Consider the following 24,450-nt stretch of genomic DNA (forward strand, 5'->3'; position numbering starts at 1 on the left):
TCGCGGCCGTGTCCAGGTCTTCATTCCGCCCGACGGCTCACGACACCCTGCGCCGCATCCCCCGCACCTGCAGCCAGATGGCGGATATCAGGAAATAAAGCGCACCCACTCCCGCATAACCCGCGATCTTAACGATCGCCGGCGGCATCGGCGCATGGCTTTGCAAAATGAAGAACAACCCGGCCAGCGCCGATTGCGCGCCGCTCAGCACCATCACCCACTGCGCGCCGGCCTGCTTCCAGCGCCGCACGGCGGTGCCGAGCTGCAGCGCGCCGGACAGAATCGCCCACACGCCGAACACCGCGAGTACCGCGGGCAGGCCCGCATTCAACGCCGGAAATACCGCCAGTGTCGTGACGGTGCTGATCGCGACGTTGACCGCCTGCGTGCGGTTTGCCGCCATCCCGCCGCTGCGGGACAGGTCGACGAAATTGGCGAGCGCATCCCAGGCCGGATAAACGACCAGCAGGACCGCCGCGCCGGCCGCGCTCTGCCGGCCGACGGAAAACGCCAGCGCGACCCAGATCAGCGAGAACACCGCCCGGGAAAAGTAGTACCGCTTCAGCCAGTGTTCGTCGGCCAGGGCGCGGAATTCAGGGTAGCGATCAGTCATTTGCACTCCTTTTACATCGAAACGTCGTTCCGGCCGGCACGCAGGATGTCCGCCCTGCGGATTCGGATGCGGCGCCGGCCGGATCTCCAGTGCGCCGAGTATCGCAATCGTCCGCGCCTGCCGCCATCGGTCAGATGTCCGATGGCGAAGTCCGCGGGGCGCTCCGCAGAGATGCGAGCGAACATCGCACCGTGTTGGCCCCGGGGCGCCCGCCCGACGCGCATGCCCCTGCACGCCGCGACGCCGTCGCGTATGATCGTTTTCCCGTCCTCGCGAATCTCTCCGCCCACCCGATGCCCGACGCCGAAGCCCGTCACGCCCCGCTGCGCATAGTCGACGCCGTACGCGCGCTGGCCTTCATCGGCGATCTCAGCATGGGCCAGCCGACCGACCATTCGCCGCGCACCGGCTGGCTGGCGGCGCAGCTCGCGCACGCGGCACGATTCGATGCATCGGTGTGCGACACGGCTCGCGAGGTGGCGCTGTTGCGCTGGTCGGGCTGCACGGCGAACGCGGCAGGTTTCGCGCAAGTATTCGGCGATGACGTCGCGATCCGCGCCGCGATGCTCGAGAGCCGGCCCGGCATGGCTGAAGCGATCGGCGGCGCGGGTGTCGCGCTGATCCCGCTCGCGCAGATTCACTGCGAAGTCTCGGGCGAGGTCGCGCGAATACTCGGTCTGTCCAGCGCGACGGAAACCGCGCTGCGGCACATTTTCGAAACCTGGGACGGCAACGGGCTGCCTGCGCGGCTCGAACGCGGACAGGTGCCGCCCGCCGTGTCGATCGTCGCGCTGGCGGGCGATCTGGACGTGCTCAGCCGCACGTACGGCATCGAACAGACCCTCGACTTGATCGGCCAGCGCGCGGGGTCACGTTATCCGGCCGTGCTCGTCGAGACGGCTGCGCGCGACGCACGGCGCTGGCTGGCGGCGCTCGAGCACATGGCGCCCGCCGACCTGGACGCCGCGTTGGCCACGCCGGACATGCAGGGCGCGACGTCCGCCGAATTGATTGCGGACGTCATCGATCTGAAACTGCCGTGGATGACGGGTTTTTCGCGTTCGGTCGCGGCGACGGCGGCCGCCTGTTACGGCCGTCTGTCGCCGGACGAGGCCGCGCGCGAACGCGTGTACCGGGCCGGACTGATTCATGGCATCGGCCGGGCCGCGGTGCCGAACGACGTGTGGAATCTGCCGACGCGGCTGCCTGCGAGCGCATGGGAAAAGGTGCGACTCGTTCCGTACTGGACCGAGCGCGCCGGCAGGCAGACCGGCGCGCTCGGCGAAGCCGCGGTGCTTGCTTCGTATGCCTACGAGCGGCAGGACGGTTCGGGCTATTTCCGCGGCGCGCGCGATGCGGCGCTGACGCTCGAAGCGCGCGTGCTGGCGGCGTCGCTGGCGTGGGTCGCGTTGCGCTCGGCGCGTCCGTGGCGCGCGGCGCTGAGCGATGCAGCCGCCGCCGGCCAGTTGCAGGAAGAAGCGGCGTGCGGCCGGCTATGCGGCGAAGTGGTGGCCGCGCTCGTGACGGGCGGGGCGCCCGTGCCCCGGCGCATCGCCGTGGGCGCGTCGGCCGTCGGCCCGCGCTTGTCCGCGCGGGAAATCGACGTCCTGCGGGCAATCTCCCGCGGTGCGAGCAACAAGCAGGTCGCGCAGGCGCTCGCGATGAGTCCGAGCACGGTGCGCACCCATGTCGAGAAGGCGTTCCGCAAGCTCGAATGTTCGACGCGCGCCGCGGCGACCCTCAAGGCGTCGGCGCTGGGGCTGCTCTGACGCGCTCCGCGACGCGGATTCGCTTTCGTGTGTGCGCGGACGGCCCGTCGGGCCGGCGCGACCTTTGACGCTCCGCCTGTCCGGTGGCTTACCCCGCGTATCGAAGATGGCGGTTGCACCATTCAAGTCGGCCAGTCGTTGATCCGTTCCCTGCGATTCGAGGCTGTCGCGTCGGTGTCGGCCCAACCGTACCCCAACGCCGCGATTGCGAAGTAGACGGCACCGACGGCTTCGCAGGAAAGCAGCGTGCCGGCCAGCGCCATTCGCGCTCCACCCGAGACCGTTTGCGCCGGCGCGTCGGCGTGTTTCCCGCGATGCAGTGCGGTGCCGATCCGAAACAGGCCCGACACGATAGCGAGCACGCCGAACGCACGCGGCAGGCCGCTCGCCAATGCGACGATGAAGATCTGACGTCCCGACATTGCAGTGATCCTCCCGGTCCGGTATCGCGTGACGGTTGCCTATCCTGACACCCGATCGTTCGCGGCGCCATCGGACAAGTGACCGATGGCGCCGGCCGAAACCGATGCATGGCGGCGCGCGATCACCGCTACGACCCGCGCGAGAACACGTCCGTGATGAGCCGATCGGGTTCGATGTCGGTGAACGCATCGATATCTGCCATGACGTCTGCCGTCTCCGCGGACGCGAACGCAGCGTCCAGCGCCGCACTGTCCTTGAAACGGCACATCGCCACGACGATCAGTTCGCTATCCTCACGTGCCGGAAAGAAAGCGTCGATAGCGTCGAGCCCGTACGGCTTCCAGGATTTTTCCACCAGCGGAATGTGTTGTTCGACGTAGTAACGGGCATCGAATCGCGTGCCCGCGGCTCGGCGATAGGAGACGATGAAATACACGAAGAACCTCCAGGTCGGACTGACGCGGCGATGAATGTCGGTACGGGAAAATACGGGCAAATACAAACGATCACGGCCGTTCGCGTTCGGGGCCGAAGCCCGGACGCGCGGCGGCCCGCATCGACGTGTGCGCGGCGCCCGCCCGTGCAAGCGAGATGCCCAGCGCGGCGCCCACGGCGAGGAACACCGAAATCGACAGCAGTGCGACGATGAACGCATGCGCGATGGCCGCCGGATCGTGGCGCGTGCCGAGCGTCGTATAGAAAATGCCGCCGATGATCGCCACGCTCAGCGACGTGCTGACCTGCAGCGTCGAGCTGGCGATGCCGGCGATCATGCCGGACAGCGCCGGTGCGACGCGCCCCGTCACCATGCGCATCAGCGTCGGCAGCGCGAGACCTTGTCCGAAACCGATGACGAAGAGCACGACGGCGAGCGGCGCGGCCGCGAGCGGCATCCCGATCGGCGTGGCATCGATCAACCACGCGAGGCCGACGAGCCCGACGATCTCCAGACTCATGCCGAACGGATTGACGTAAGCGCCGATGACACGCGTGCAGGCAGGCGTCGACAACGGGCCGAGCAGGAACCCGACGCCGAACGGCAAGAACACGAGGCCCGCGCTCAGTGCGTCGACGTGCAACGCATTCTGCAGATACACCGAGAACAGCAGGAAGAACGCGCCGATCGAGTACAGCAGCAGCGCGATCAGCAACGCGCGGCCGAGCCCCGGTGCGCGCAGCGCGGCCGGATCGAGCAGCGGTGCGCCGCCGCGGCTGCCCAGCCGGCGCTCGTAGCGCCAGAAGAACCCGGCGAGGGCCGGCACCGCGAGCAGCGACACCCATGCCCATACGGGCCAGCCTGCTTCGCGCCCCTCGATCAGCGGCACGATCAGCGCGCCCAGCGTCAGCATCGACAGCGCCGTGCCGCCGAGGTCGAGCTTGCGCGCATGCTGCGCACGCGTTTCCTTCAGCAGCGGAATCCCGAACAGGACGACCAGAATCGCCAGCGGCAGGTTGACGAGGAAGATCGTGCGCCAGCCCAGATTCAACAGATTCAGCGAGATCAGGATCCCGCCCAGCGCCTGCCCGACCACGGCGGCGAGGCCGAATACCGCGCCGTACAAGCTGAGCGCGAGCGGCTTTTCCGATTCGGGGAAGATCGCCTGGATCGAAGCGAGCGCCTGCGGCGCCATGACCGCGGCCGTCACGCCCTGCAACGCGCGGCCGACGATGAGCGTCCACGGCGAACTGGCGAGACCGCACAGCGTCGAGGCGATCGCGAAGCCGATCAACCCGAGGAAAAACACGCGGCCGCGGCCGAACAGGTCGCCCAATCGCCCGCCGGTGATCAGCGTCACCGCGTACAGGCCCGCATACGATGAAATGACGAGTTGCTCGGCCGACGACGAGGCGCCCAGTTCTGTGCGGATCGACGGCAGCGCGACGTTGACGATGAAGAAATCCAGCGGCGGCAGGAACGCGCCGACGAGCAGGACCGCAAACATCGCCCAGCGGCGCGGGTCGGGTGATACGGGGTCATTCCGTGACATGGATGGCTCTCCATACGGAACCAATCGGTTCCAAATTGGGTAAAAAAATATCAGTCGAGGATGCGCATCGTGCGGTCGACCAGCGCGAGCATGTCCTGCTCGGACACGCCGGTTTTGCCCAGCACGCGCATGCCCTCGATCTGGCAGACGAGCAAACGCGCCAGCACCTGTTCGTCCTGCTCGGCGATCTCGCCGCTCGCCTGGCCACGGACGATCGCACCGGCATAGAGCTGTTGCAGCCGCCGGAACATGCGCCCGGTGCGCTCCGCGACATCCGCGTCGCGCGCGGCAAGTTCCGTGGTCATCGCGACCGCGAGACATCCGCGCCGGCCCGCCTCGCCGACGGACAGGCGCGCATAGCGCAGCAGCGAATCGCGAATCGCATCCTTGACGGCGCCGGGCTGCGACAGAATGTCCGCGGTCGCCTTGAGCCCGTCGGCCATGTACAGGTCGAGCGCCGCCAGCAGCAGCGCCTTCTTGTCGCCGAACGCCTTGTACAGGCTGCCGCGCGACAGGCCGGTGCCGGCCATCAGGTCGGGCAGGGACGCGCCTTCGTATCCGCGGTCCCAGAAAACGTCCATCGCGTCGCGCGCGGCATCGCCAAGTTCGAATTCGCGTGGGCGGCCCACGCCAGCCGGATTTGCCATTGACCAGTGTCGCAAACGATGCGGTGCCAAAAGTTGGATGCATTATATGGACCGATCGGTTCCGATGTCAACGCGTGCCTGACGACGGGGCGCGGCGAGGGCCGCCTCGCGGACGGCCCGGATTCATCCGATCAGTCGAGCCCGCCCTGGCACAGGTACTTGATCGACAGATAATCGTCGAGCCCGTAGCGCGAGCCCTCGCGACCATAACCCGACTCCTTCACGCCGCCGAACGGTGCGGCCTCGCTCGCGAGCGCGCCTTCGTTGATCCCGACGATGCCCGTTTCGAGCCGTGCCGACACGCGCGCGATGCGCCGCACGTCCTGCGTGTAGAAATACGCGGCGAGCCCGAACGGCGTGTCGTTCGCGGCATCGACCGCTTCGTCCTCGGTGTCGAAGCGAAACAGCGCGGCGACCGGGCCGAAGGTTTCCTCGCAGGTCAGCTGCATGTCGGCGGTGGCGTCGGCGAGCACCGTCGGTGCGTAATAGTTCGCACCGAGTTCGACCAGACGCTTGCCGCCGGCGAGCACGCGCGCGCCGCGCTCGATGGCGTCGCCGACGTGGCGGGCAATCTTGTCCACTGCGCGCGCGTTGATCATCGGGCCGATCTGCGCGGCAGGGTCGGTCGCCGGCGCGACCTTCAGCGCGGCGACGCGCGTGGCGAGCTTCGCGGCGAATGCGTCGTAGACGCCGGCCTGCACGTAGACGCGATTCGGCGACACGCACGTCTGCCCGCCGTTGCGGAACTTGGCGGCCATCAGCCCGTCGACCGCTGCATCGAGCTCGGCGTCGTCGAACACGATGAACGGCGCGTTGCCGCCGAGCTCCAGCGACAGCTTCTTCAACGTCGCCGCCGATTCGCGCGCGAGCAGCTTGCCGACAGGCGTCGAGCCGGTGAACGTGATCTTGCGCACGCGGCCGTCGGCGAGCCAGTCGGCCACCGCATCGATGCCCCGTTCGCGCGATGCGGCGATCAGGTTCAGCACCCCGGGCGGCACGCCGGCTTCCTGCGCGAGAAACGCGAGCGCGAGCGCGGTCAGCGGCGTGTCCTCCGCCGGTTTCGCGACCACCGTGCAGCCGGCCGCGAGGGCGGGCGCGATCTTGCGCGCGATCATCGCGAGCGGGAAGTTCCACGGCGTGATCGCGGCGACGATGCCGATCGGCTCCTTCACCGCGCTCAGCCGCTTGCCGCGCTGCTGCTGCGGAATCAGGTCGCCATACGTGCGTGTCGCTTCCTCGGCGAACCACAGCACGTACGACGCGCCGTATGCGACTTCACCGCGCGCTTCCGCGAGCGGTTTGCCCTGTTCGCGCGACATCAGTTTCGCGAGATCGTCGGTATGCGCGACGATCGCGGCATGCCATGCGCGCAGGATCGCCGCCCGTTCGCGGGCGGGGGTCGCGCGCCATGCGGGCAGCGCGCGTGCGGCCGCGTCCGTCGCGGCGCGCGCGTCGGCGGCGCCGCTGTCGGGTGCGTGTGCGACGATGTCGAGCGTCGCGGGATCGACGACGTCGAAGCGACGGCCGTCGAGCGCGTCGCGCCACGTTCCGTCGATCAGGTTGGCGGTGCGAACGAGTTCGGTTCGGGACAGCGTAAGCGGCATGACAGGTCCTTGGAGGAAGCGGATCGGCGAAGGCGAAGGCGCGGGCGCGCGACTACCCCGCGCGGACAGCACGTTGCCGCGTTCGCGGGTGCCGCAGGCCGCCCGTCAGTGACGTTCGCCGAACAGCGATTCGAGCGGGTAGTGCCGTTTGACGAACGGCGATTTGATGATCACGTAACTGAAATACTTCTCGATGCCGATGTTCTGCTCGAGCAGCCCTTCGACGATCGTCTGGTAATGGCTGACGCTGCGCGTGATGAACTTCAGCAGATAGTCGTAGCCGCCGCTCGCGAGGTGGCATTCGACGATCTCGTCGACGTTGCGGATCGCCGCGACGAAGCGGTCGAAGTCCTCGCGCCGGTGGTCGGCCAGCGTGACCTCGGTGAACACGACCTGCACGTCGCCGAGCTTCTCGAGCTGGATGTGCGCGCCGTAGCCGCCGATGTAGCCGGCCTTCTCGAGCCGCTTCACGCGGATCAGGCAGGGGCTCGGCGACAGCCCGACCGCATCCGCCAGCTCGACGTTGGTCATGCGGCCGCGCTTCTGCAACTGGGAGAGGATGCGCAGGTCGATGCGATCCAGCTTGCTGTCCGTCATGTTCACGTGAGTCGGAAAAAATGGAATGTCCGGTTACTTTAGAGTCGAACGATGGCCGCCACAAGCCCGGCTTTCCCTTGGCCGGTCAGGCCGGCTGCGCGTGCGCGGCGTCGAGGGCGCGCTGCACGCCCGGATCGGCCAGCACGTCGTCGAGCGTCTTGCGCACGCGTTCGAACATCAGGTCGAACTCGCCCGCGGTGAAGCTCAGTGCCGGCGCGAAGCCGAGCACGCCGTCGCCGAACGCGCGAAACACCACGCCGTTCGCGTAGGCGGCCGCCGCGATCTTGTCCGGCACGTTCAGCGTCGCGTCGAAGCGCGTCTTGTGCGCCTTGTCGGCGACCAGCTCGAGTGCGCCGAGCAGGCCGGCCGACCGCGCGTCGCCGACGAGCGGATGCGCGCGCAGCGCATCGAGCCCCGCCGCGAAGCGCGGCGCCAGCGCCTGGCCGTTCGCGAGCAGTCCGCCTTCGTGATAGAGCTTCAGCACCTCGAGGCCGATCGTCGCGCTGACCGGGTGCGCGGAATACGTATGACCGTGCCCGACCGCGGCCGACTCGGCACGGCTGCCCGCGATCCCTTCGTAGACTTCGTCGGACATCAGCACCGCGCCCATCGGCGCATAGCCGGCCGTCAGCCCCTTCGCGACGGTCATCAGGTCCGGATCGACCTGTTCGGTCTCGCACGCGAACAGCGGGCCCGTGCGGCCGAAGCCGGTGATCACCTCGTCGGCGACGAACAGGATGCCGAGGCGCCGGCACGCGTCGCGCATCGCCTTCAGCCAGCCGGCCGGCGGCACGATCACGCCGCCGGAACCCTGCACGGGTTCGCAGAAGAACGCGGCGACGTTGTCGGCACCGAGTTCGGCAACCTTGGCTTCCAGCGCGGCCACCGACGCGGCGATCAGCGCCTGCGGATCGCCGCCGAGCGGATGGCGGTACGGGTAGGGCGACGGAATGTGGTGCTGGTCCGCGCGCGGCAGGTCGAAATGGCGGTGGAACGCGGGCAGCGCGGTGAGGCCCGCGCCGACCGACGACGAGCCGTGATAACCGCGCTCGAGCGCAATCATCTGCTTCTTCGACGGGCGGCCGGTCGCGTTGAAATAGTGCGTGATGAAGCGGATCGCGGAATCGACCGCGTCCGAGCCGCCGAGCGTGAAGTACACGCGGTTCAGCGACGGCGGCGCGAGCGCCGCGAGCCGTTCGGCCAGCTCGATCGCGGGCTGCGAGCCGAAATGGAAATAACCGGTCGCGTAGGGCAGTTTCGCCAACTGGCTGGCGGCGGCCTTCACGATGCTGTCGCGGCCGTAGCCGACGTTGACGCACCACAGGCCCGAGAACGCATCGAGCAGCGTGTGGCCCGCGGCGTCGCGCAGGAACACGCCGTCGGCGGATTCGAGCACGGTGACGCCGCGCGCCTCGTGCGCACGATAGTTGACGACGGGGTGGATCAGGTGTTGACGATCAGCTTCGATCAGCGCGGCGTGGTTCATGGCAGGGCGGGACTCTCGTCGGGTGTCAGCGATGAGTTCATGCTACCGGGCGAGCCATCCTCATGCGTTTTCAATTTGCAGTCTGAAACATACGAACGCGGCGTTTGTGCGGGGCGCTGCGGCATTTTCTGCTGCGCGCCCCGCCGGCCCGGGCGCACGCGTCAGTAGCCGCGCGCGCGATCGACGACGCCGATCATCGGCTGCCCCGCGCGATGGCGCGCGAGGTTCGCGAGCACGGCCTCGACCGCGGTGTCCGGCCGCGTCGCGCTCGCGATGTGCGGCGTGATCCGGATGCGCGGATGCGTCCAGAACGGATGGCCGGCCGGCAATGGTTCGGGGTCCGTTACGTCGAGGATCGCGCTGTCGAGCCGCCCGCTCGCGAGCCCCGCGAGCAGCGCGGTTTCGTCGAGCTGCGGGCCGCGCCCGACCTGCACGAGCGACGCGCCCGCCGGCAGCGCATCGAACACGCGTGCGCCGAGCAGCCCGCGCGTATCGTCGGTGAGCGGGAGCAGGCAGATCAGGATGTCGGTGCGGGCGAGGAACGCGTCGAGTGCCGCGTCGCCCGCGTAGCAGTCGATGCCGTCGAGCGTGCGCGGCGTGCGGCTCCAGCCGGCGCACGGGAAGCCGAAGCGGCGCAGCGTATCGAGCACGGCCTGGCCGAGCGTGCCGAGCCCGAGCACGCCGACGCGCCGCGACGCGGCCGCGCGCACCGGCTGCTCGCGCCACACTTGCGCGCGCTGCTGCGCCGCGTAGTCGAGCAGGTCGCGGTGGATCGTCAGCACGGCCTGCGTCACGTACTCGACCATGCCTTCGACGATGCCCGGCTCGATCATCCGCACGACCGGGATATGCGCCGGCACGCGCGACAGGTCGAACTGATCGATGCCGGCGCCGACCGAGAACACGACTTCGAGATTCGGCAGCAGCGTGGCCGGATCGTCGGGCGGCTGCCACGCGGCGAGATAACGGACGGCTTCAGGATCGCCGAGGTCCGGCCAGATCCGGAACGGCAGCTCGGGCGCCTGCTGCGCGAAGCGCTGTGCCCATTGCGCACCGCGCACCGGGTCGGCCTTGTAGAGAAAGCTCATCGTGGGTACCGCTCAACCGAGGGCCTGGTTCACGATCGCGAACGCCCGCAGCGCCGGGTCGCGCGCGGGCGTTGCGCCGCGCGCCATCGCGACGACGGTATCGACGCGCGGCAGCCCGAGCCCCTGCAACCAGTCGGACAGCCCGCTGTCGCCCGGCACGTCGAGCCGCACGAACTTCCCTTCGTGCAGCGCGAGCCAGTGGCTGATCAGCGCCTGCGCGCGCTGCGCGTCCGGCGCGACCACCGGGCCGATCGCATGGCCGCGGCCGAAGCGTCGGAACAGCGCGAAGCCGAGCAGTTCGCCGTCGCGATCGAGGGCGATGCCGTTCGCGACGCCGAGCAGCGCCTCGATCACCTCGTCGCGTCGATAACCCGCGGCCCGCGACGCGAGCGCGGCAAGTCGCGGGCCGTCGTTTGCGCCGATGGGCCGCAGGCGCTCGCCGGGCGGCAGCGATATCAGCGGCGGCTGGAAGGCGGCACCCTGGTGCTGGTCGATCGTATCGATCACCTCGAACGCGAATTTCGCGTACAGCGGCTCGCCGGCCGGCGTCGCGTGCAGAAAAATGGTTCGCGTGCCGAAGCTGTCGACCACGCGGGTGAGCAGTTCGCGCCCGATGCCGCGGCCCTGGTGCTCGGGCGACACGATGACCATGCCGAGCGATGCGTGCGCTTCGCCGAAGCGCCAGCCGAGCGCGGTACCGACGATGCCGGTTTCGTCCTCGGCGACGAAGCCGTCGCCGAGCTGGAGCACGAAGCGCCAGTCGTCGAGCCGGTGCGGCCACTTGACTGCTTCCGACAGACGATGCGCGGCGGGCAGGTCGGTTTCGGCGAACCGACGATAGATAAGCGTGCGGGAAGGGTTGAGATCGGACACGCTGGACTCCGGATGGGTAGGAATGACATATCGACTCTGCCAGCGACACCGCGGCACGGATAGGATGATTCGCCTGTTTTCCGGCGACGGCGGGCGGTCGCGCAAGATCGACGCAAACCGGCTCGATCGGCGCGTGCGAACGCGCGGATCGTGCCGCCGCGGCCCGTCAATCCGACAGCGCCTGCTGTGGGAACGGCACTACGATGAAAGCACCGGTGTCGCGGCCGCTTGCCGGCGAGCCGCCCCGCCGGTGCGGCGGGGCCGCGCCGGCAAGCGCCGCAGATCGTGCTGCCCGCGCCGCGCAACACGCGGCGATTCTGCGTTTTGGGCGGCGTCGAACGACGTGCGCCGGGTTTTTTGCCCTGATTCAATTTCGTACCACCCCAGCCCGTCCCCGGCCCTGCCGGGGCTTCACACCGACAGGACGTCACCATGATCCAATTTGAACCGAAGTACATCACGTTCGACTGCTACGGCACGCTGACCCGCTTCCAGATGGCGGACCTGGCGCGCGAGATCTACGCGGACCGGCTCTCGCCGGTCGCGATGGAGGATTTCGTGCGTGCGTTCGCCGCTTACCGGCTCGACGAGGTACTCGGCGCGTGGAAGCCGTACCGCGACGTCGTCGTCAACGCGATCCGGCGCACCTGCACGCGCGTCGGCGTGAAGTTCGACGAGGCCGAGGCCGAGCGCTTCTATCATGCGGTGCCGACGTGGGGCCCGCATCCGGACGTGCCGGCGGGTCTGTCGCGGCTCGCGACGAAGTACAAGCTCGTGATCCTGTCGAACGCGATGGACGAGCAGATCATGAGCAACGTCGACAAGCTCGGCGCGCCGTTCCATGCGGTGTTCACCGCGCAGCAGGCGCAGTCGTACAAGCCGCGGATGCAGGGCTTCGAGTACATGTTCGGCAAGCTCGGCTGCAAGCCCGAGGACGTGCTGCACGTGTCGTCGAGCCTGCGCTACGACCTGATGACGGCCGAGGATCTGGGCATCAAGCACAAGGCGTTCGTCAATCGCGGCCACGAGCCGGGCACGCCGTTCTACAACTATTACGAAGTGTCGGATATCGGCCATCTCGCGACGCAGCTCGGCCTGTAAGCCGCCGGGGCCGGCCGATCCATCGTGCGACGGGACGCGGCCGCGATGCCGGCGCGCCCCGTCACGCGTTCGATCAGCGTACGAAACGAGGGTAATTACCGATATCGAGTCGTTCAAGGCGGGGCCACCCCGGCCGATATATGTACCGAACGGTTAATATTTCGAGGCCCTCGCATGAAGTTGTCCACCAAACTGCTGATGCTCGTCGCCGCGGCGCTGCTCGGCGTCGTCCTGCTCGCCGCGTTGTCGCTGCACACGCTGCGCGACGCGCTGATCGACAGCCGCCGCGAAGAGATCGTCATTCTGCTGACCAAGGCCGAGCATCTGGTCGATTCGTATCGCGCGCTGCAGACGAGCGGCACGCTCACGCAGGAGCAGGCGCAGCAGCAGGCCAAGGCCGCGCTGGCCGCGCTCAACGCGAATTCGAAGAGCTACTTCTGGGTCACGACGTCCGACGGCGTCAACCTCGTGCACCCGAACGCGAAATTCATCGGCACGCGCGCGAAAGGCAACCGCACGACCAGCGGCATGACCGACAGCGAGGCGTACCGCGCGGGGATGGCGCAGGCGCATTTCGCGCTCGTCGACGTGCTGATCAAGCGTAGCCCGGACGCGGACCTGGAGCCGAAGCTGCAGGGCGTGGTCGCGATTCCGGACTGGAACTGGTGGATCGGCACCGGATTTTTCTACGACGACATCAACGCGGCGTTTGGCCGGCTCGCGATGGTGCTCGGCGCCGTCGCGCTCGTCATCGCCGCGACGCTTGCGGCCATCGCCTGGGGCGTGCTGCGCAGCGTCAGGCGCACGCTGGGCGGCGAGCCCGCGCATGCGACGCAGATCGCCGCCCGCATCGCGGCCGGCGAACTGGACGTGCAGTTCGATACGGCGCACGCCGCGCCCGGCAGCCTGCTCGTCGCGCTCGGCGACATGAAGGCGCGGCTGACCGACACCATCGCCGAGATCCAGACCACGACCCACTCGATCGCCACCGGCACCGGCGAGATCGCGCAAGGCAACCTGGATCTGTCGCAGCGCACGGAGCAGCAGGCCGCGTCGCTGCAGGAAACGGCGGCGAGCATGGAGCAGATCACGTCCACGGTCAAACAGAACGCCGACAACGCGCGCCAGGCGAATGCGCTCGTGGCCCAGGCCAAGGATGCGACCGAACTCGGCGGCGCCGCCGTGCAGGCGGTCGTCGAAACGATGCGGCAGATCTCGGATGGGTCGGTGCGGATCGCCGACATTACCGTCGTGATCGAAAGCATCGCATTCCAGACCAACATTCTCGCGCTCAACGCCGCGGTGGAAGCCGCGCGGGCCGGCGAGGAGGGGCGCGGGTTCGCCGTCGTCGCGTCGGAAGTCCGCTCGCTCGCGCAACGCAGCGCCGCGGCCGCGAAGGACATCAAGGGCTTGATCGACGCGTCGGTCGAGCGGGCCGGCAGCGGCAGCCGGCTCGTCGAGACGGCCGGCGAGCGCATGACGGAGATCGTCCGGTCGATCGACCGGGTGGCCGGCATCATGGGCGAGATTTCAGCGGCGTCGGCCGAGCAAAGCACCGGCATCGAACAGATCGGGCTGGCGGTCGCGCAAATGGACGAAGTCACCCAGCAGAACGCCGCGCTCGTCGAGCAGGCGGCGGCGGCCGCTTCGTCGCTGGACGAGCAGGCGGCGCGCCTGCGGGCCGCCGTATCGGTATTCCGGCTCGCTGCCTGACGGCTTCGCGCCGCTCACTGCCGGCCAGCGCATCATTGCGCCTGCTTCGCGCCGCGCCGGCATGCGCCCGGCGTGCGCGCCGACATGCCGGTGACGCGCGCGTCGCCGCATGGCGATACGATTCCTGACGACTGCACGACTGCACGACTGCACGACTGCACGACTGCAAGGGTCCGGTTTCCCGGCGGCCCCGTCATCCTCCCGTCTTGCCGCCAAGCCGTTCCGATCGAGCGGCATTCTTCTGAACTTTCCCGCGCGACGTCCCGTCGCGATCCCCACCGTCGACGCCCGTGCATGCGGCGATCTGCCGCAATACACCGTGCGTTTCAGCCGTCATCGGCATGCGGACACGCATTCGACACAAACGTGCGGTTTGCGTGTGCCAAACGCGCGCCGGATGCCGAACGGACAATTTTGTCGGCGCAATCTGCGGCGGCTGCGGCCTTACGATTTCCTGCATCGACACGGGTTGGGCAGCCGCCGCGACACGCCGCCGGGCACACGGCGACACGTGGGCGCACGCAGCAATTCATGCTGCGCGGGCGGTTCAAAACGGTCGATTCGTATCGTGCGGGCGGGCCGAATCGCGACAAACCGCATTTTGGCGATGCTTAAATGAATTGCATGTGTACGACGTTGCGCCCGCCACCAGCAAGCGGGCACTGCGGGATTCGAGAACCACGCTGGACCCCAGGACCCACTTTCAACAGTCAGGAGCAGTTCGGATGAGCGACGATATCGACAACGGCGGCGGCAACGGTGGTTTCACTCGCCGCGACATGATGAAGGTCATGGCGGCGAGCGGCATGATGGCCGCCGGCGCCGGCGGACTCCTGATGAACCCCGCGTCCGCATTCGCGGCGCCCGCGGCGAAACGCGGCGGCAAGATCCGGGTCGCGAACGAATCCGGTTCGACGGCCGATACGCTCGACCCGGCCAAGGGCTCGACCGGCGCCGACTACATTCGCTTCTTCATGTTCTACAGCGGCCTCACGCAGCTCGACGCGAGCCTGACGCCGCAGATGAACCTCGCCGAGTCGCTGCAGACCACCGATGCGAAGACGTGGGTCATCAAGCTGCGCAAGGGCGTCACGTTCCACGACGGCAAGTCGGTCGGCCCGGCCGACGTGGTGTATTCGCTGATGCGCCACAAGAACGCCGCCACCGCATCGAAGGTCAAGCCGCTCGCCGACCAGTTCGCCGACGCGAAGGCAAGCGGCCCGGACGAAGTCACGCTCACGCTGGTCAGCGCGAATGCCGATCTGCCGGTGATTCTCGCAACGCCGCAGCTCGTGATCGTCAAGGACGGCACGACCGACTTCAGCACCGGCATCGGCTGCGGCCCTTACAAGCTCAAATCGTTCAAGCCGGGCGTGTCGACCGTCGGCGTGCGCAACGACAGCTACTTCAAGCCGGGCCGGCCGTATCTCGACGAGATCGAGCTGATCGGCATCGGCGACAGCGCCGCGCGCCTGAACGCGCTGCTGTCGGGCGACGTGCACCTGATCAACGCGATCGATCCGCGCTCGACGCAGCGGGTCTCGTCGACGCCGGGCTACGCGCTGAAGGAAACCAAGTCGGGCCTCTATACCGACCTGATCATGCGCAGCGACAACCCGATCGTCTCGAATCCCGATTTCGTCGAAGGGATGAAGTACCTGTTCGATCGCGAGCAGATCCGCTCGGCGGTGTTCCGCGGCTACTCGGTGATCGGCAACGACCAGCCGATTCCGCCGGGGCATCGTTACTTCAACGCGTCGCTGCCGCAGCGCGCGCACGATCCGGACAAGGCGAAATTCCTGCTCCAGAAGGCGGGCGCGCTGGGCGTCACGCTGCCGCCGATGTATGCGACGTCCGACGCGAACGGGTCGGTCGAGATGGCCGTGCTGTTGCAGCAGGCCGGCCAGAAGATCGGGCTGAACCTGCAGGTCAACCGCGCGTCGCCCGACGGCTACTGGTCGAACCACTGGATGAAGCACCCGCTCACCTTCGGCAACATCAACCCGCGCTCGAGCGCCGACGTGCTGTTCACGCAGTTCTTCAAGTCGGATGCGCCGTGGAACGAGTCGGGCTGGAAGAACGCGAAGTTCGACCAGCTGCTGCTCGCCGCGCGTTCGGAAACCGACGACGCGAAGCGCAAGCAGATGTACGGCGACATGCAGGTGATCGTGGCGCAGCAGGGGCGGGTCGGCATTCCGGCTTTCATCAGCTTCCTCGACGGTTATGACAAGCGGCTCGCCGGTCTCGGTTCGATCCCGACCGGCGGGATGATGGGCTTCATGTTCGCCGAGCACGTGTGGTGGAACGCGTGACGTCGTTGCTGGCGGCCGCCGTGCGGCCGGTGCGGGCGACCGCGCCGGCCACGCGCGGTCTTTTCGGGAGTGTCGCTTCATGAACCGAATTCTCATCGGCCTGATCGTCCGACGCATCGCGGTCACCGCGCTGACGTTGCTGATCGTGTCCGCGATCATCTTCACGATCACGAACCTGCTGCCCGGCGACGCCGCGCAGGCCGCGCTCGGCCAGTCGGCGACCCCGGAGACGGTTGCCGCGCTGCGCCAGCAGTTCGGCCTCGACATGCCCGCGCACGTGCGTTACGCGCACTGGCTCGCCGGCCTGATGCACGGCGATTTCGGCCGTTCGCTGTCCGGCGACATGCCGGTGTCGGAGATGATCGGCGGACGCCTGCCGAAGTCGCTCACGCTTGCGGCGATCACGACCGCCGTGTCGGTGCCGATCGCGCTGCTGCTCGGCATCCTCGCGGCGGTCAAGCGCGAGTCGCTGGTCGACCGCGTGATCAGTCTCGGCACGCTGTCGCTCGTCGCGACGCCGGAGTTCCTGATCGCGACCGTCGCCGTGCTCGTGTTCGCCGTGAAGCTGCGCTGGCTGTCCGCGTTGTCGTACAGCGGCGAGATCGACAGCCTGCACGATTTCCTGCGTGCGTATGCGATGCCGGTGCTGACGCTGTGCGCGGTCGTGATCGCGCAGATGGCACGCATGACGCGCGCCGCGGTGATCGAGCAGCTGAGCGCGTCGTATGTCGAGATGGCCGTGCTCAAGGGCGCGAGCCCTGCACGCGTCGTGCTGCGCCATGCGTTGCCGAACGCGATCGGCCCGATCGCCAATGCGATCGCGTTGAGCCTGTCGTATCTGCTCGGCGGCGTGATCGTCGTCGAGACGATCTTCAACTATCCGGGCCTCGCGAGCCTGATGGTCGACGCCGTCAGCAACCGCGATTTCCCGTTGGTCCAGGCGTGCACGATGATCTTCTGCGTCGCCTACCTGACGCTCGTGCTGTTCGCCGACCTGTGCTCGATCGTGTCGAACCCGCGACTGCGGACCTGACCGTCCCGTTCTTCTTCCGAGATGCCGCCCATGCACCCGACCGACCCCGTTCAACGCAGCAACACGCTGCCGCCGTCCGGCGAACCGCGCCCGCCGTGGGGCGGCGCGACGCCGCCCGCCGCCCCGGCTCCCGACCAGCCGCGCAAGCGCCGTGCCGCACGCATCGACTTGACGGCCGGCGGCCGTGTCGGGCTGTCGATGGTCGGGCTGATGCTGTTCATCGCGGTGTTCGCCCCGCTGCTCGCGCCGCACGACGTGGGCGCGATCGTCACGCCGGACGTGTTCGCGCGGTTCAGCGCGAAGCTGCCGTTCGGCTCCGACTTTCTCGGCCGCGACATGCTGAGCCGGATCCTGTACGGCACGCGTCTGACCGTGCTGCTCGCGCTCGCCGCGGTGCTGCTCGCCGCGCTGACCGGCACGACGCTCGGGCTGCTCGCGACCGTGTCGGGCCGCGCGGTCGACGAGACGATGAGCCGGCTGCTCGACGCGCTCACGTCGATTCCGTCGAAGATGTTCGCGCTGATGTTCGTCGCCGCGTTCGGCTCGTCGCTGCCGCTGCTGGTCCTGACCGCCGCGGTCAGCTACATGCCGGGCTCGTACCGGATCGCGCGCGCGCTGGCGGTCAACATCAGCACGCTCGAATTCGTGCAGGTCGCGAAGGCGCGCGGCGAAAGCGCGCTGTACATCGCGTGCGTCGAGATGCTGCCGAACATGATTCATCCGATGCTCGCCGATACGGGCCTGCGCTTCACGTTCGTCGTGCTGCTGCTGAGCGGCCTGAGCTTTCTCGGGCTCGGCGTGCAGCCGCCGTATGCGGACCTCGGCTCGCTCGTGCGCGAGAACATCGCGAGCCTCGGCGACGGTTCGGCTGTCGCGATCATGCCCGCGGTCGCGATCGCGATCCTGACGGTGGGCGTCAACCTGTTGATCGACGGTCTGCCGCATCGCGGCCGCCGCAAGGGTGCGGCCGCGGCCGCCGGAGAACACTGATGCGAGATCAATCGACTCCGCTCGTCGAGGTGCGCGGGCTGCGCGTTGTCGGCGGTCGCCCGGGCGCCGCGGAAACGACGATCGTCCACGACGTCGACTTCGAGATCGGGCGCGGCGAGGTGCTCGCGCTGATCGGCGAGTCCGGCTCGGGCAAGACGACGATTGCGCTGTCGCTGATGGGCCACGCGCGCACCGGCTGCCGGATCGCCGGCGGCTCGGTGAAGATCGGCGGCACGGACGTGTGCAGGCTGTCGGCGTCGGGCCTGGCCGCGCTGCGCGGCCGCAAGGTCGCGTATATCGCGCAGAGCGCGGCTGCCTCGTTCAACCCGTCACGCACGATCCTCGACCAGGTGATCGAGAGCGCGCTGATTCACCGGACGATGTCGAAGCGCGATGCGCAGGCAAAGGCGGTCGAGCTGTTCCGCGCGCTCGCGCTGCCGGAGCCGGAGACGATCGGCAAGCGTTATCCGCACCAGGTGTCGGGCGGGCAGTTGCAGCGGCTGATGGCCGCGATGGCGCTGATCACCGATCCGGAGCTCGTGATTCTCGACGAACCGACCACGGCGCTCGACGTCACCACGCAGATCGACGTGCTGCAGGCGTTCAAGAGCGTGATCCGGCGCTACGGGATGAGCGCGGTATACGTGTCGCACGACCTGGCCGTGGTCGCGCAGATGGCCGACCGGATCGTCGTGCTGAGCGACGGCGTGATCCGCGAGACGGGTGATACCGAACAGATCCTGCATGCACCGGCACACCCGTACACGCAGAGCCTGATCGCGGCGGTCACGCCGAACGATGCGCAACGCGACGGGAAACCGGCGCCGGCCGACCCGGCGCCGTTGCTCGAGGTGCGCGGCGCGGTCGCCGGTTACGGCGGCCGCAACGCGAAGGGCTGGCCCGCGAAGCTGATCCTGAACGAAGTCGACCTGCGCATCGGGCGCGGACAGACGGTCGGCGTGATCGGCGAATCGGGCTCCGGCAAGACGACGCTCGCCAAGGTGATCGCGGGCCTGGTGCCGGCGGCGGCCGGGAAGATCCTGCTCGACGGCGAGCCGCTCGCGCGCGATATCGGCAAGCGCACCAAGGAGCAGCACCGCCGCGTGCAGATCGTGTTCCAGAACGCCGACACCGCACTCAATCCGGTGCATACCGTCGAGCGCACGCTCGCGCGGCCGCTCGCGTTCTACCACGGGATCAAGGGCGCGCGTGCGCGGCAGCGCGTCGCGGAGCTGCTCGAACTCGTGCGGCTGCCGCCGGCGGTGGCCGCGCGGCGCACCGGCGAGCTGTCGGGCGGGCAGAAGCAGCGCGTGAACCTCGCGCGCGCGCTCGCGGCCGAACCCGACCTGATCCTGTGCGACGAAGTCACGTCGGCGCTCGACACCGTGGTCGGCGCCGCGATCATGGACCTGCTGCGAGACCTGCAGGCGAAGCTCGGCGTGTCCTACGTGTTCATCACGCACGACATCGCGAAGGTGCGCGCGATCAGCGACGACATCGTCGTGCTGTATGCGGGCCGCCGCGTGGAGACGGGCAGCCGCGATGCGTTGTGCGCGCCGCCTTATCACCCGTATTCGCACCTGCTCGTGTCGTCCGCGCCGGAGCTGCGCGCGGGCTGGCTCGACGATGCGGCCGAGCGCTGCCATCGGCCGCTGGTGCCGATCGGCGAGCGCGCGGACGACGGCGAGCTGTGTCCGTTCCTGTCGCGCTGCGCGATGCGGGTGGACGGCGTCTGCAACCGGACGCCCCCGGTGCTGCGCAAGCTCGACAACGGCGCGCAGGTGCTGTGCCATCGCAACGAGGAAGACCTGGCGCGCTTCCAGGCCGAGCCGACGCAGGCGGGTGTCGCGCCCGTGCAGCCCGTGCGGCTGTGATGCGCGACACGCCGCCGTTCGGCGTGCGCGACGCGGCGGCTGGCGCACCGCATAGTCTGCTGCGGCGGTCGCACAAAACGGCGATTTGCGCGCGTGCCGTGCGCGAATACGCGGCAACTGCGGTTTTTGATGGTGATTAAATGATTTCCCATGAACGGCAGCCGATCGTCGTCGCCGACAAGCTCGAGAAGGACCCGATGAAATTCGAATCGTACTGGCTGGATACCCGCCCCGCATTTCGCGCGGGCTGCGAGGGCCCCGTCGAAGGGCGCGCCGACGTGGTCGTGATCGGCGGCGGCTTTACCGGCTTGTCGGCGGCGCTCGCGCTGGCGCAGCGCGGCGTATCGGTGGTCGTGCTCGAAGCCGCGCAGGTCGCGGGCGAAGCGTCCGGCCGCAACGGCGGCCAGTGCAACACGGGCGTCGCGCAGGATTACGCGTCATTGGCCGCGCGCATGGGCGCGGAGCCGGCGAAGCAGTTCTATCGCGCATACGAAAGCGCGGTGAAGAGCGTCGAGACGATCGTCGCCGAACACGCGATCGACTGCGATTTCCGGCGCGCGGGCAAGCTGAAGCTCGCCGCGAAGCCGCAGCATTTCGCGGGGCTGGCGAAGACGTTCGACGCGTTGCGGCGCGACGTCGATCCGGACATCGAACTGATCGAACCCGAGCGGATTCGCGATGAAGTCGCGTCCGACGGCTTCTACGGCGGGCTCCTGCAGCGCAACGGTGCGCAGATGCACATGGGCAAGTTCGGTGTCGGGCTTGCGCACGCGGCGGTGCGCGCGGGCGCACGCGTCTACGAACATGCGGCCGTCACGCAACTGGACCGGCTCGACGGCGAGCGGCACGCGATCACCTGCACGCGCGGCAGGATCGTCGCCGATCGCGTGCTCGTCGCGACCGGCGCATCGCAGCACGGCCCGTTCGGATGGTTCCGACGGCGCATTGCGCCGGTTGGCAGCTTCATCGTCGTGACCGAGCCGCTCGCCGACGCGCAGTTGAACCGGCTGTTGCCGCATCGCCGTGCGTACGTGACGTCGCGCCAGATCGGCAACTACTTCCGCGTGACGCCCGACAACCGGCTGCTGTTCGGCGGCCGCGCCCGCTTCGCGATGTCGAGCCCGCGCTCCGACGCGAAAAGCGGCGACATCCTGCGCGCCGGCATGGCCGGTTATTTCCCGGAACTGGCCGATGTCCGGCTCGACTACTGCTGGGGCGGGCTGGTAGACATCACCGCCGACCGGCTGCCGCGCGCGGGCCAGCACGACGGGCTCTATTACTCGATGGGCTACAGCGGCCACGGCGTGCAGATGTCGGTGCACATGGGCCGCGTCATGGCCGACGTGCTGTATGGCGCGACGGCCTCGAATCCGTGGCGCGAGCTCGACTGGCCGGCGATGCCCGGGCATTTCGGGCACGCGTGGTTCCTGCCGTTCGTCGGCGCGTATTACCGGGTGCAGGATTTCCTGCACTGAAGCGGGCGCCGGGGAGAATTCAACATGACAGCGCGTTTCGTTTGCCCGTCAGCGGGCGCCGCCTTGCCGGGCGTGACACCGCAGGCGGCGACATGAGGACTGCCAGCATGCTCGACCTGATTCACGATTCGGTCGAAGACTCGACGCCATGCACACCGCGCGTCGCGCGGCCCGTCTCGCCGGCGATCGGCGATGTGCTGCGCACGATCGACGCGTCGTTCGCGCAGCCGCTGAATCTCGACACGCTTGCGGCGGTGGCCGGGTTGAGCGTATCGCGTTTCACCGCGCGCTTTCGCAGCGAAACCGGGTTGTCCCCGCACCGGTATCTGTGCCTCGTCCGGGTGCGGCGCGCGCAGGACCTGTTGCGTGCCGGCGTTGCGCCGTCGGTCGTCGCGACCGACGTCGGTTTCTTCGACCAGAGCCATCTGTGCCGGCATTTTCGGCGGGTGCTCGGGATCACGCCGCGCGCTTGCGTGGTCGCGCGACCGGGCGGTGCATCGGCGCGCACGACGTCGGCGCGCGCGCACACCGAACGCCGCGCGGGCGCCAGTGCAGGCGGTTTGCACACCTGACGGGATTCCGGCGGGTTCGCCGGCGAACGGAGATTTCCAATATTGCGCGACGGTTTTCGATCCGGCCGCCGCGCACTGCAGAGGAGCAGAAATGACCGCAGCTTTCGTGTTGCATCGTGCCGACGGCGCGCCTTGTTCCACCTCGTTCCGCAAGCAGGCGTTCGGCGAGGGCGATCCTTTTGCGCGACATCGGGAGATCGCGTGGGAAGGGCCCGACTCGATGGCCGCGGGACGTATCGCCTTCGTCGGCGAACTCGACGTGGCGCGCTTTCCGCACATCGAAACGATCGCGGTCATCGAAGGCGAGCTGACGCTCGAAGCGGCCGGGGCCGCTCCGCTGGTGCTCGGGCCGGGGGAAGGGGCAGTCATCGGCGCCGGCACGGCGGTTCGCATCCGCGCGGAATCGCGCGTGTTGCTGATGTTCTGCGCAGCCGCGTGCACGGCGCCGACGAAACACGGCCTGTTTCCACTGCGGGCCGACGCCGACTTCAAGCCTTCCGCATCGCTGCCGCCCGAGGTGCTGCTCGGCCCCGCACCACAATGCCGCAGCGACAACGTGTTCCTCGACGACGGTGCCGGGTATTGCGCCGGTACGTGGGATTCGACGCCCTATCACCGGATCGTTCGCCCGCATCGCGTCAACGAGTTCATGCTCCTGCTGGCCGGCAGCGTGCGGTTCGCCGACCCCGACGGCAGCGTGCTGTCGCTCGGCACCGGCGATGCGCTGTTCGTGCCGCGCGGCGCATCGATCGGGTGGGAGAGCAGCGAACGCGTCGCGAAGTTTTACGTCGTGCAGAACGTACCTGCCTCAACCGAACGAGACTGACCATGTCCCCACCGCTGCGCCTTATAGAAACCTCGCCCACGCCGCCGGCATCGGCCGACGTCGTCGTGATCGGCGGCGGCATCATCGGCGTCTTTACCGCCTATTACCTGGCCCGGCGCGGGGTATCGGTCGCGCTCGTCGAGAAGGGGCGAATCGGTGCCGAGCAGTCGAGCCGCAACTGGGGCTGGTGCCGGCAGCAGAACCGCGACGAACGCGAATTGCCGATGGCGAGCAAGAGCATCGATCTGTGGGAACGATTCGCCGCCGAATCCGGCGAAGACACCGGCTTTCATCGCTGCGGGCTGTTGTACCTGAGTAACGACGAGGCCGAGCTGTCGCGCTGGGCCAGCTGGGGCGAGTTCGCGAAGACCGCGGGCGTGACGACGTACATGCTCGACCGCAAACAGGCCACCGAGCGCGGACACGCGACCGGACGGACGTGGAAAGGCGGCGTTTTTTCGCCGACCGACGGCACGGCCGACCCGGAGAAGGCCGCGCCGGCCGTCGCCGCCGCGCTGATGAAGCTCGGCGGCAGTGTCCACCAGCACTGCGCGGCGCGCGGCATCGAACTCGAGGGCGGGCGTGTCGGCGGTGTCGTCACGGAGGCCGGTGTCATCAAGACCAGGACGGTCGTGCTTGCCGGCGGCGCATGGGCGTCGTCGTTCTGCCGCCAGCTCGGCATCCGCTTTCCGCAGGCGTCGATCCGTCAGTCGATCCTGAGCGTGTCGCCTGTCGAGCATCCGCTGCCGGATGCGATGTATACGTCCGGCGTGTCCGTGACACGCCGCAGCGACGGACGCTACGCGCTCGCGATCAGCGGTCGCGCGCGCGTGGACGTGACGCCGCAGTTCCTGCGATTCGCGCCGCAGTTCTTGCCGATGTTCGCGAAGCGCTGGCGCAATCTTCTGCCGGGCTGGCTCGAAGGCGTGCGCGGCGGGCATGAAACGCTGAAGCGCTGGCAGCTCGATGAACCGACGCCGATGGAGGCGGTCCGCATTCTGGATCCGAAACCGGACATGCCGACGGTCAACGAAACCTACCGGCGCGCCGCCGAACTGTTTCCCGAACTTCGCGACGCGAAGATCACGCACGCATGGGCCGGCTTCGTCGACAGCACGCCGGACGGCGTGCCGGGCATCGGCGAAGTGCCGGGTGTGCCGGGGCTGATCCTTGCCGCGGGTTTTTCCGGCCACGGCTTCGGAATCGGGCCGGGCGCTGGGCATCTGATCGCGGATCTCGCGACCGGTGCGCAACCGCTGGTCGACCCGGTGCCGTATCGGCCGGAACGGTTCAGCGATTCCGCGTGGGGCAAGGTCGCGGATTTCTAGTACGCGGGGCGATGGCGGCCACGGCGCGAACCGTGGTCATGCCGATGGCGCGAATCATCGACGGACGGTCGACGGACGCGCCCATCTCAACCCGTCGACAAGCTTCGACCGGCCCGTTATATCCGACCGCTTCGGCAG

Annotated in this window: 22 protein-coding genes; 11 read left to right on the forward strand and 11 right to left on the reverse strand. The window is 68.4% G+C overall.

The features are described 5' to 3' along the window. Nucleotides 1-37 precede the first annotated feature (37 nt). Together FOZ70_RS01005 and FOZ70_RS01010 are read right to left on the reverse strand one after the other, a co-directional pair. Nucleotides 38-613 (reverse strand): DUF308 domain-containing protein, encoded by a 576-nt coding sequence (locus FOZ70_RS01005; RefSeq protein WP_219704772.1) that lies wholly within the window; start codon nucleotides 611-613, stop codon nucleotides 38-40. Nucleotides 614-624: 11 nt separating this feature from the next. Then, on the reverse strand, nucleotides 625-1,008 hold the full coding sequence (locus FOZ70_RS01010) for a hypothetical protein (protein ID WP_219704885.1): 384 nt from the start codon (nucleotides 1,006-1,008) through the stop codon (nucleotides 625-627). Between FOZ70_RS01010 and FOZ70_RS01015 the strand changes: the two genes are divergently transcribed. After that, a complete protein-coding gene (locus FOZ70_RS01015; RefSeq protein ID WP_219704773.1) occupies nucleotides 907-2,382 on the forward strand; it encodes an HD domain-containing phosphohydrolase in 1,476 nt (491 codons plus the stop codon). The genes FOZ70_RS01010 and FOZ70_RS01015 overlap by 102 nt on opposite strands. 122 nt (nucleotides 2,383-2,504) lie before the next feature. Here FOZ70_RS01015 and FOZ70_RS01020 read toward each other — a convergent pair whose 3' ends face one another. The 9 genes from FOZ70_RS01020 to FOZ70_RS01060 all read right to left on the reverse strand — a co-directional run bounded on the left by FOZ70_RS01020 (nucleotide 2,505) and on the right by FOZ70_RS01060 (nucleotide 11,088). Further along, nucleotides 2,505-2,804, reverse strand: a complete 300-nt coding sequence (locus FOZ70_RS01020) for a hypothetical protein (RefSeq protein WP_258025510.1) — start codon at nucleotides 2,802-2,804, stop codon at nucleotides 2,505-2,507. A gap of 128 nt (nucleotides 2,805-2,932) precedes the next feature. Beyond that, entirely contained in the window at nucleotides 2,933-3,241 is a 309-nt protein-coding gene (locus FOZ70_RS01025) for an EthD family reductase (RefSeq protein WP_060372545.1), read from the reverse strand. A gap of 70 nt (nucleotides 3,242-3,311) precedes the next feature. Then, on the reverse strand, nucleotides 3,312-4,793 hold the full coding sequence (locus FOZ70_RS01030; protein WP_219704774.1) for an MFS transporter: 1,482 nt from the start codon (nucleotides 4,791-4,793) through the stop codon (nucleotides 3,312-3,314). A 50-nt stretch (nucleotides 4,794-4,843) separates the two neighbouring features. Then, nucleotides 4,844-5,440, reverse strand: coding sequence for a TetR family transcriptional regulator (locus tag FOZ70_RS01035; RefSeq protein WP_048027395.1), 597 nt, complete (start codon nucleotides 5,438-5,440; stop codon nucleotides 4,844-4,846). Between the two features lie 131 nt (nucleotides 5,441-5,571). Then, nucleotides 5,572-7,044: an NAD-dependent succinate-semialdehyde dehydrogenase gene (locus FOZ70_RS01040; RefSeq protein ID WP_219704775.1), complete on the reverse strand. Its 1,473-nt coding sequence runs from the start codon at nucleotides 7,042-7,044 to the stop codon at nucleotides 5,572-5,574. Between the two features lie 105 nt (nucleotides 7,045-7,149). Further along, nucleotides 7,150-7,641: a winged helix-turn-helix transcriptional regulator gene (locus FOZ70_RS01045; RefSeq protein ID WP_006749694.1), complete on the reverse strand. Its 492-nt coding sequence runs from the start codon at nucleotides 7,639-7,641 to the stop codon at nucleotides 7,150-7,152. Nucleotides 7,642-7,726: 85 nt separating this feature from the next. Then, nucleotides 7,727-9,127: an aspartate aminotransferase family protein gene (locus tag FOZ70_RS01050; protein ID WP_219704776.1), complete on the reverse strand. Its 1,401-nt coding sequence runs from the start codon at nucleotides 9,125-9,127 to the stop codon at nucleotides 7,727-7,729. A 161-nt stretch (nucleotides 9,128-9,288) separates the two neighbouring features. After that, nucleotides 9,289-10,215: a glyoxylate/hydroxypyruvate reductase A gene (locus tag FOZ70_RS01055; RefSeq protein WP_059555402.1), complete on the reverse strand. Its 927-nt coding sequence runs from the start codon at nucleotides 10,213-10,215 to the stop codon at nucleotides 9,289-9,291. Between the two features lie 12 nt (nucleotides 10,216-10,227). After that, nucleotides 10,228-11,088, reverse strand: a complete 861-nt coding sequence (locus FOZ70_RS01060; protein WP_219704777.1) for a GNAT family N-acetyltransferase — start codon at nucleotides 11,086-11,088, stop codon at nucleotides 10,228-10,230. Nucleotides 11,089-11,520: 432 nt separating this feature from the next. Between FOZ70_RS01060 and FOZ70_RS01065 the strand changes: the two genes are divergently transcribed. The 10 genes from FOZ70_RS01065 to FOZ70_RS01110 all read left to right on the forward strand — a co-directional run bounded on the left by FOZ70_RS01065 (nucleotide 11,521) and on the right by FOZ70_RS01110 (nucleotide 24,312). Further along, a complete protein-coding gene (locus FOZ70_RS01065) occupies nucleotides 11,521-12,189 on the forward strand; it encodes a haloacid dehalogenase type II (protein ID WP_059492887.1) in 669 nt (222 codons plus the stop codon). A gap of 174 nt (nucleotides 12,190-12,363) precedes the next feature. Then, nucleotides 12,364-13,902 carry a methyl-accepting chemotaxis protein gene (locus tag FOZ70_RS01070; RefSeq protein WP_219704876.1) on the forward strand — a complete coding sequence of 513 codons (1,539 nt, stop codon included), beginning with the start codon at nucleotides 12,364-12,366 and terminating at the stop codon, nucleotides 13,900-13,902. A gap of 725 nt (nucleotides 13,903-14,627) precedes the next feature. Next, on the forward strand, nucleotides 14,628-16,214 hold the full coding sequence (locus FOZ70_RS01075) for an ABC transporter substrate-binding protein (protein WP_021156524.1): 1,587 nt from the start codon (nucleotides 14,628-14,630) through the stop codon (nucleotides 16,212-16,214). A 79-nt stretch (nucleotides 16,215-16,293) separates the two neighbouring features. Continuing rightward, nucleotides 16,294-17,247 carry an ABC transporter permease gene (locus FOZ70_RS01080; RefSeq protein WP_059485544.1) on the forward strand — a complete coding sequence of 318 codons (954 nt, stop codon included), beginning with the start codon at nucleotides 16,294-16,296 and terminating at the stop codon, nucleotides 17,245-17,247. Nucleotides 17,248-17,277: 30 nt separating this feature from the next. After that, entirely contained in the window at nucleotides 17,278-18,237 is a 960-nt protein-coding gene (locus FOZ70_RS01085; RefSeq protein ID WP_021156526.1) for an ABC transporter permease, read from the forward strand. After that, nucleotides 18,237-20,111: an ABC transporter ATP-binding protein gene (locus FOZ70_RS01090; protein WP_059621353.1), complete on the forward strand. Its 1,875-nt coding sequence runs from the start codon at nucleotides 18,237-18,239 to the stop codon at nucleotides 20,109-20,111. Before FOZ70_RS01085 ends, FOZ70_RS01090 begins: the two co-directional genes overlap by 1 nt. A gap of 140 nt (nucleotides 20,112-20,251) precedes the next feature. Further along, nucleotides 20,252-21,586, forward strand: coding sequence for an FAD-binding oxidoreductase (locus FOZ70_RS01095; RefSeq protein WP_059485546.1), 1,335 nt, complete (start codon nucleotides 20,252-20,254; stop codon nucleotides 21,584-21,586). A 107-nt stretch (nucleotides 21,587-21,693) separates the two neighbouring features. Continuing rightward, nucleotides 21,694-22,158: an AraC family transcriptional regulator gene (locus tag FOZ70_RS01100; RefSeq protein WP_124475420.1), complete on the forward strand. Its 465-nt coding sequence runs from the start codon at nucleotides 21,694-21,696 to the stop codon at nucleotides 22,156-22,158. A gap of 91 nt (nucleotides 22,159-22,249) precedes the next feature. Continuing rightward, on the forward strand, nucleotides 22,250-22,984 hold the full coding sequence (locus FOZ70_RS01105; protein WP_219704778.1) for a cupin domain-containing protein: 735 nt from the start codon (nucleotides 22,250-22,252) through the stop codon (nucleotides 22,982-22,984). A gap of 2 nt (nucleotides 22,985-22,986) precedes the next feature. Continuing rightward, complete coding sequence (locus FOZ70_RS01110; RefSeq protein ID WP_021156532.1) at nucleotides 22,987-24,312, forward strand: FAD-binding oxidoreductase; 1,326 nt, start codon at nucleotides 22,987-22,989, stop codon at nucleotides 24,310-24,312. Nucleotides 24,313-24,450 lie beyond the last annotated feature (138 nt).

This window comes from Burkholderia sp. COPS, from assembly GCF_019425585.1.
In the GTDB taxonomy this organism is placed as follows: domain Bacteria; phylum Pseudomonadota; class Gammaproteobacteria; order Burkholderiales; family Burkholderiaceae; genus Burkholderia; species Burkholderia cepacia.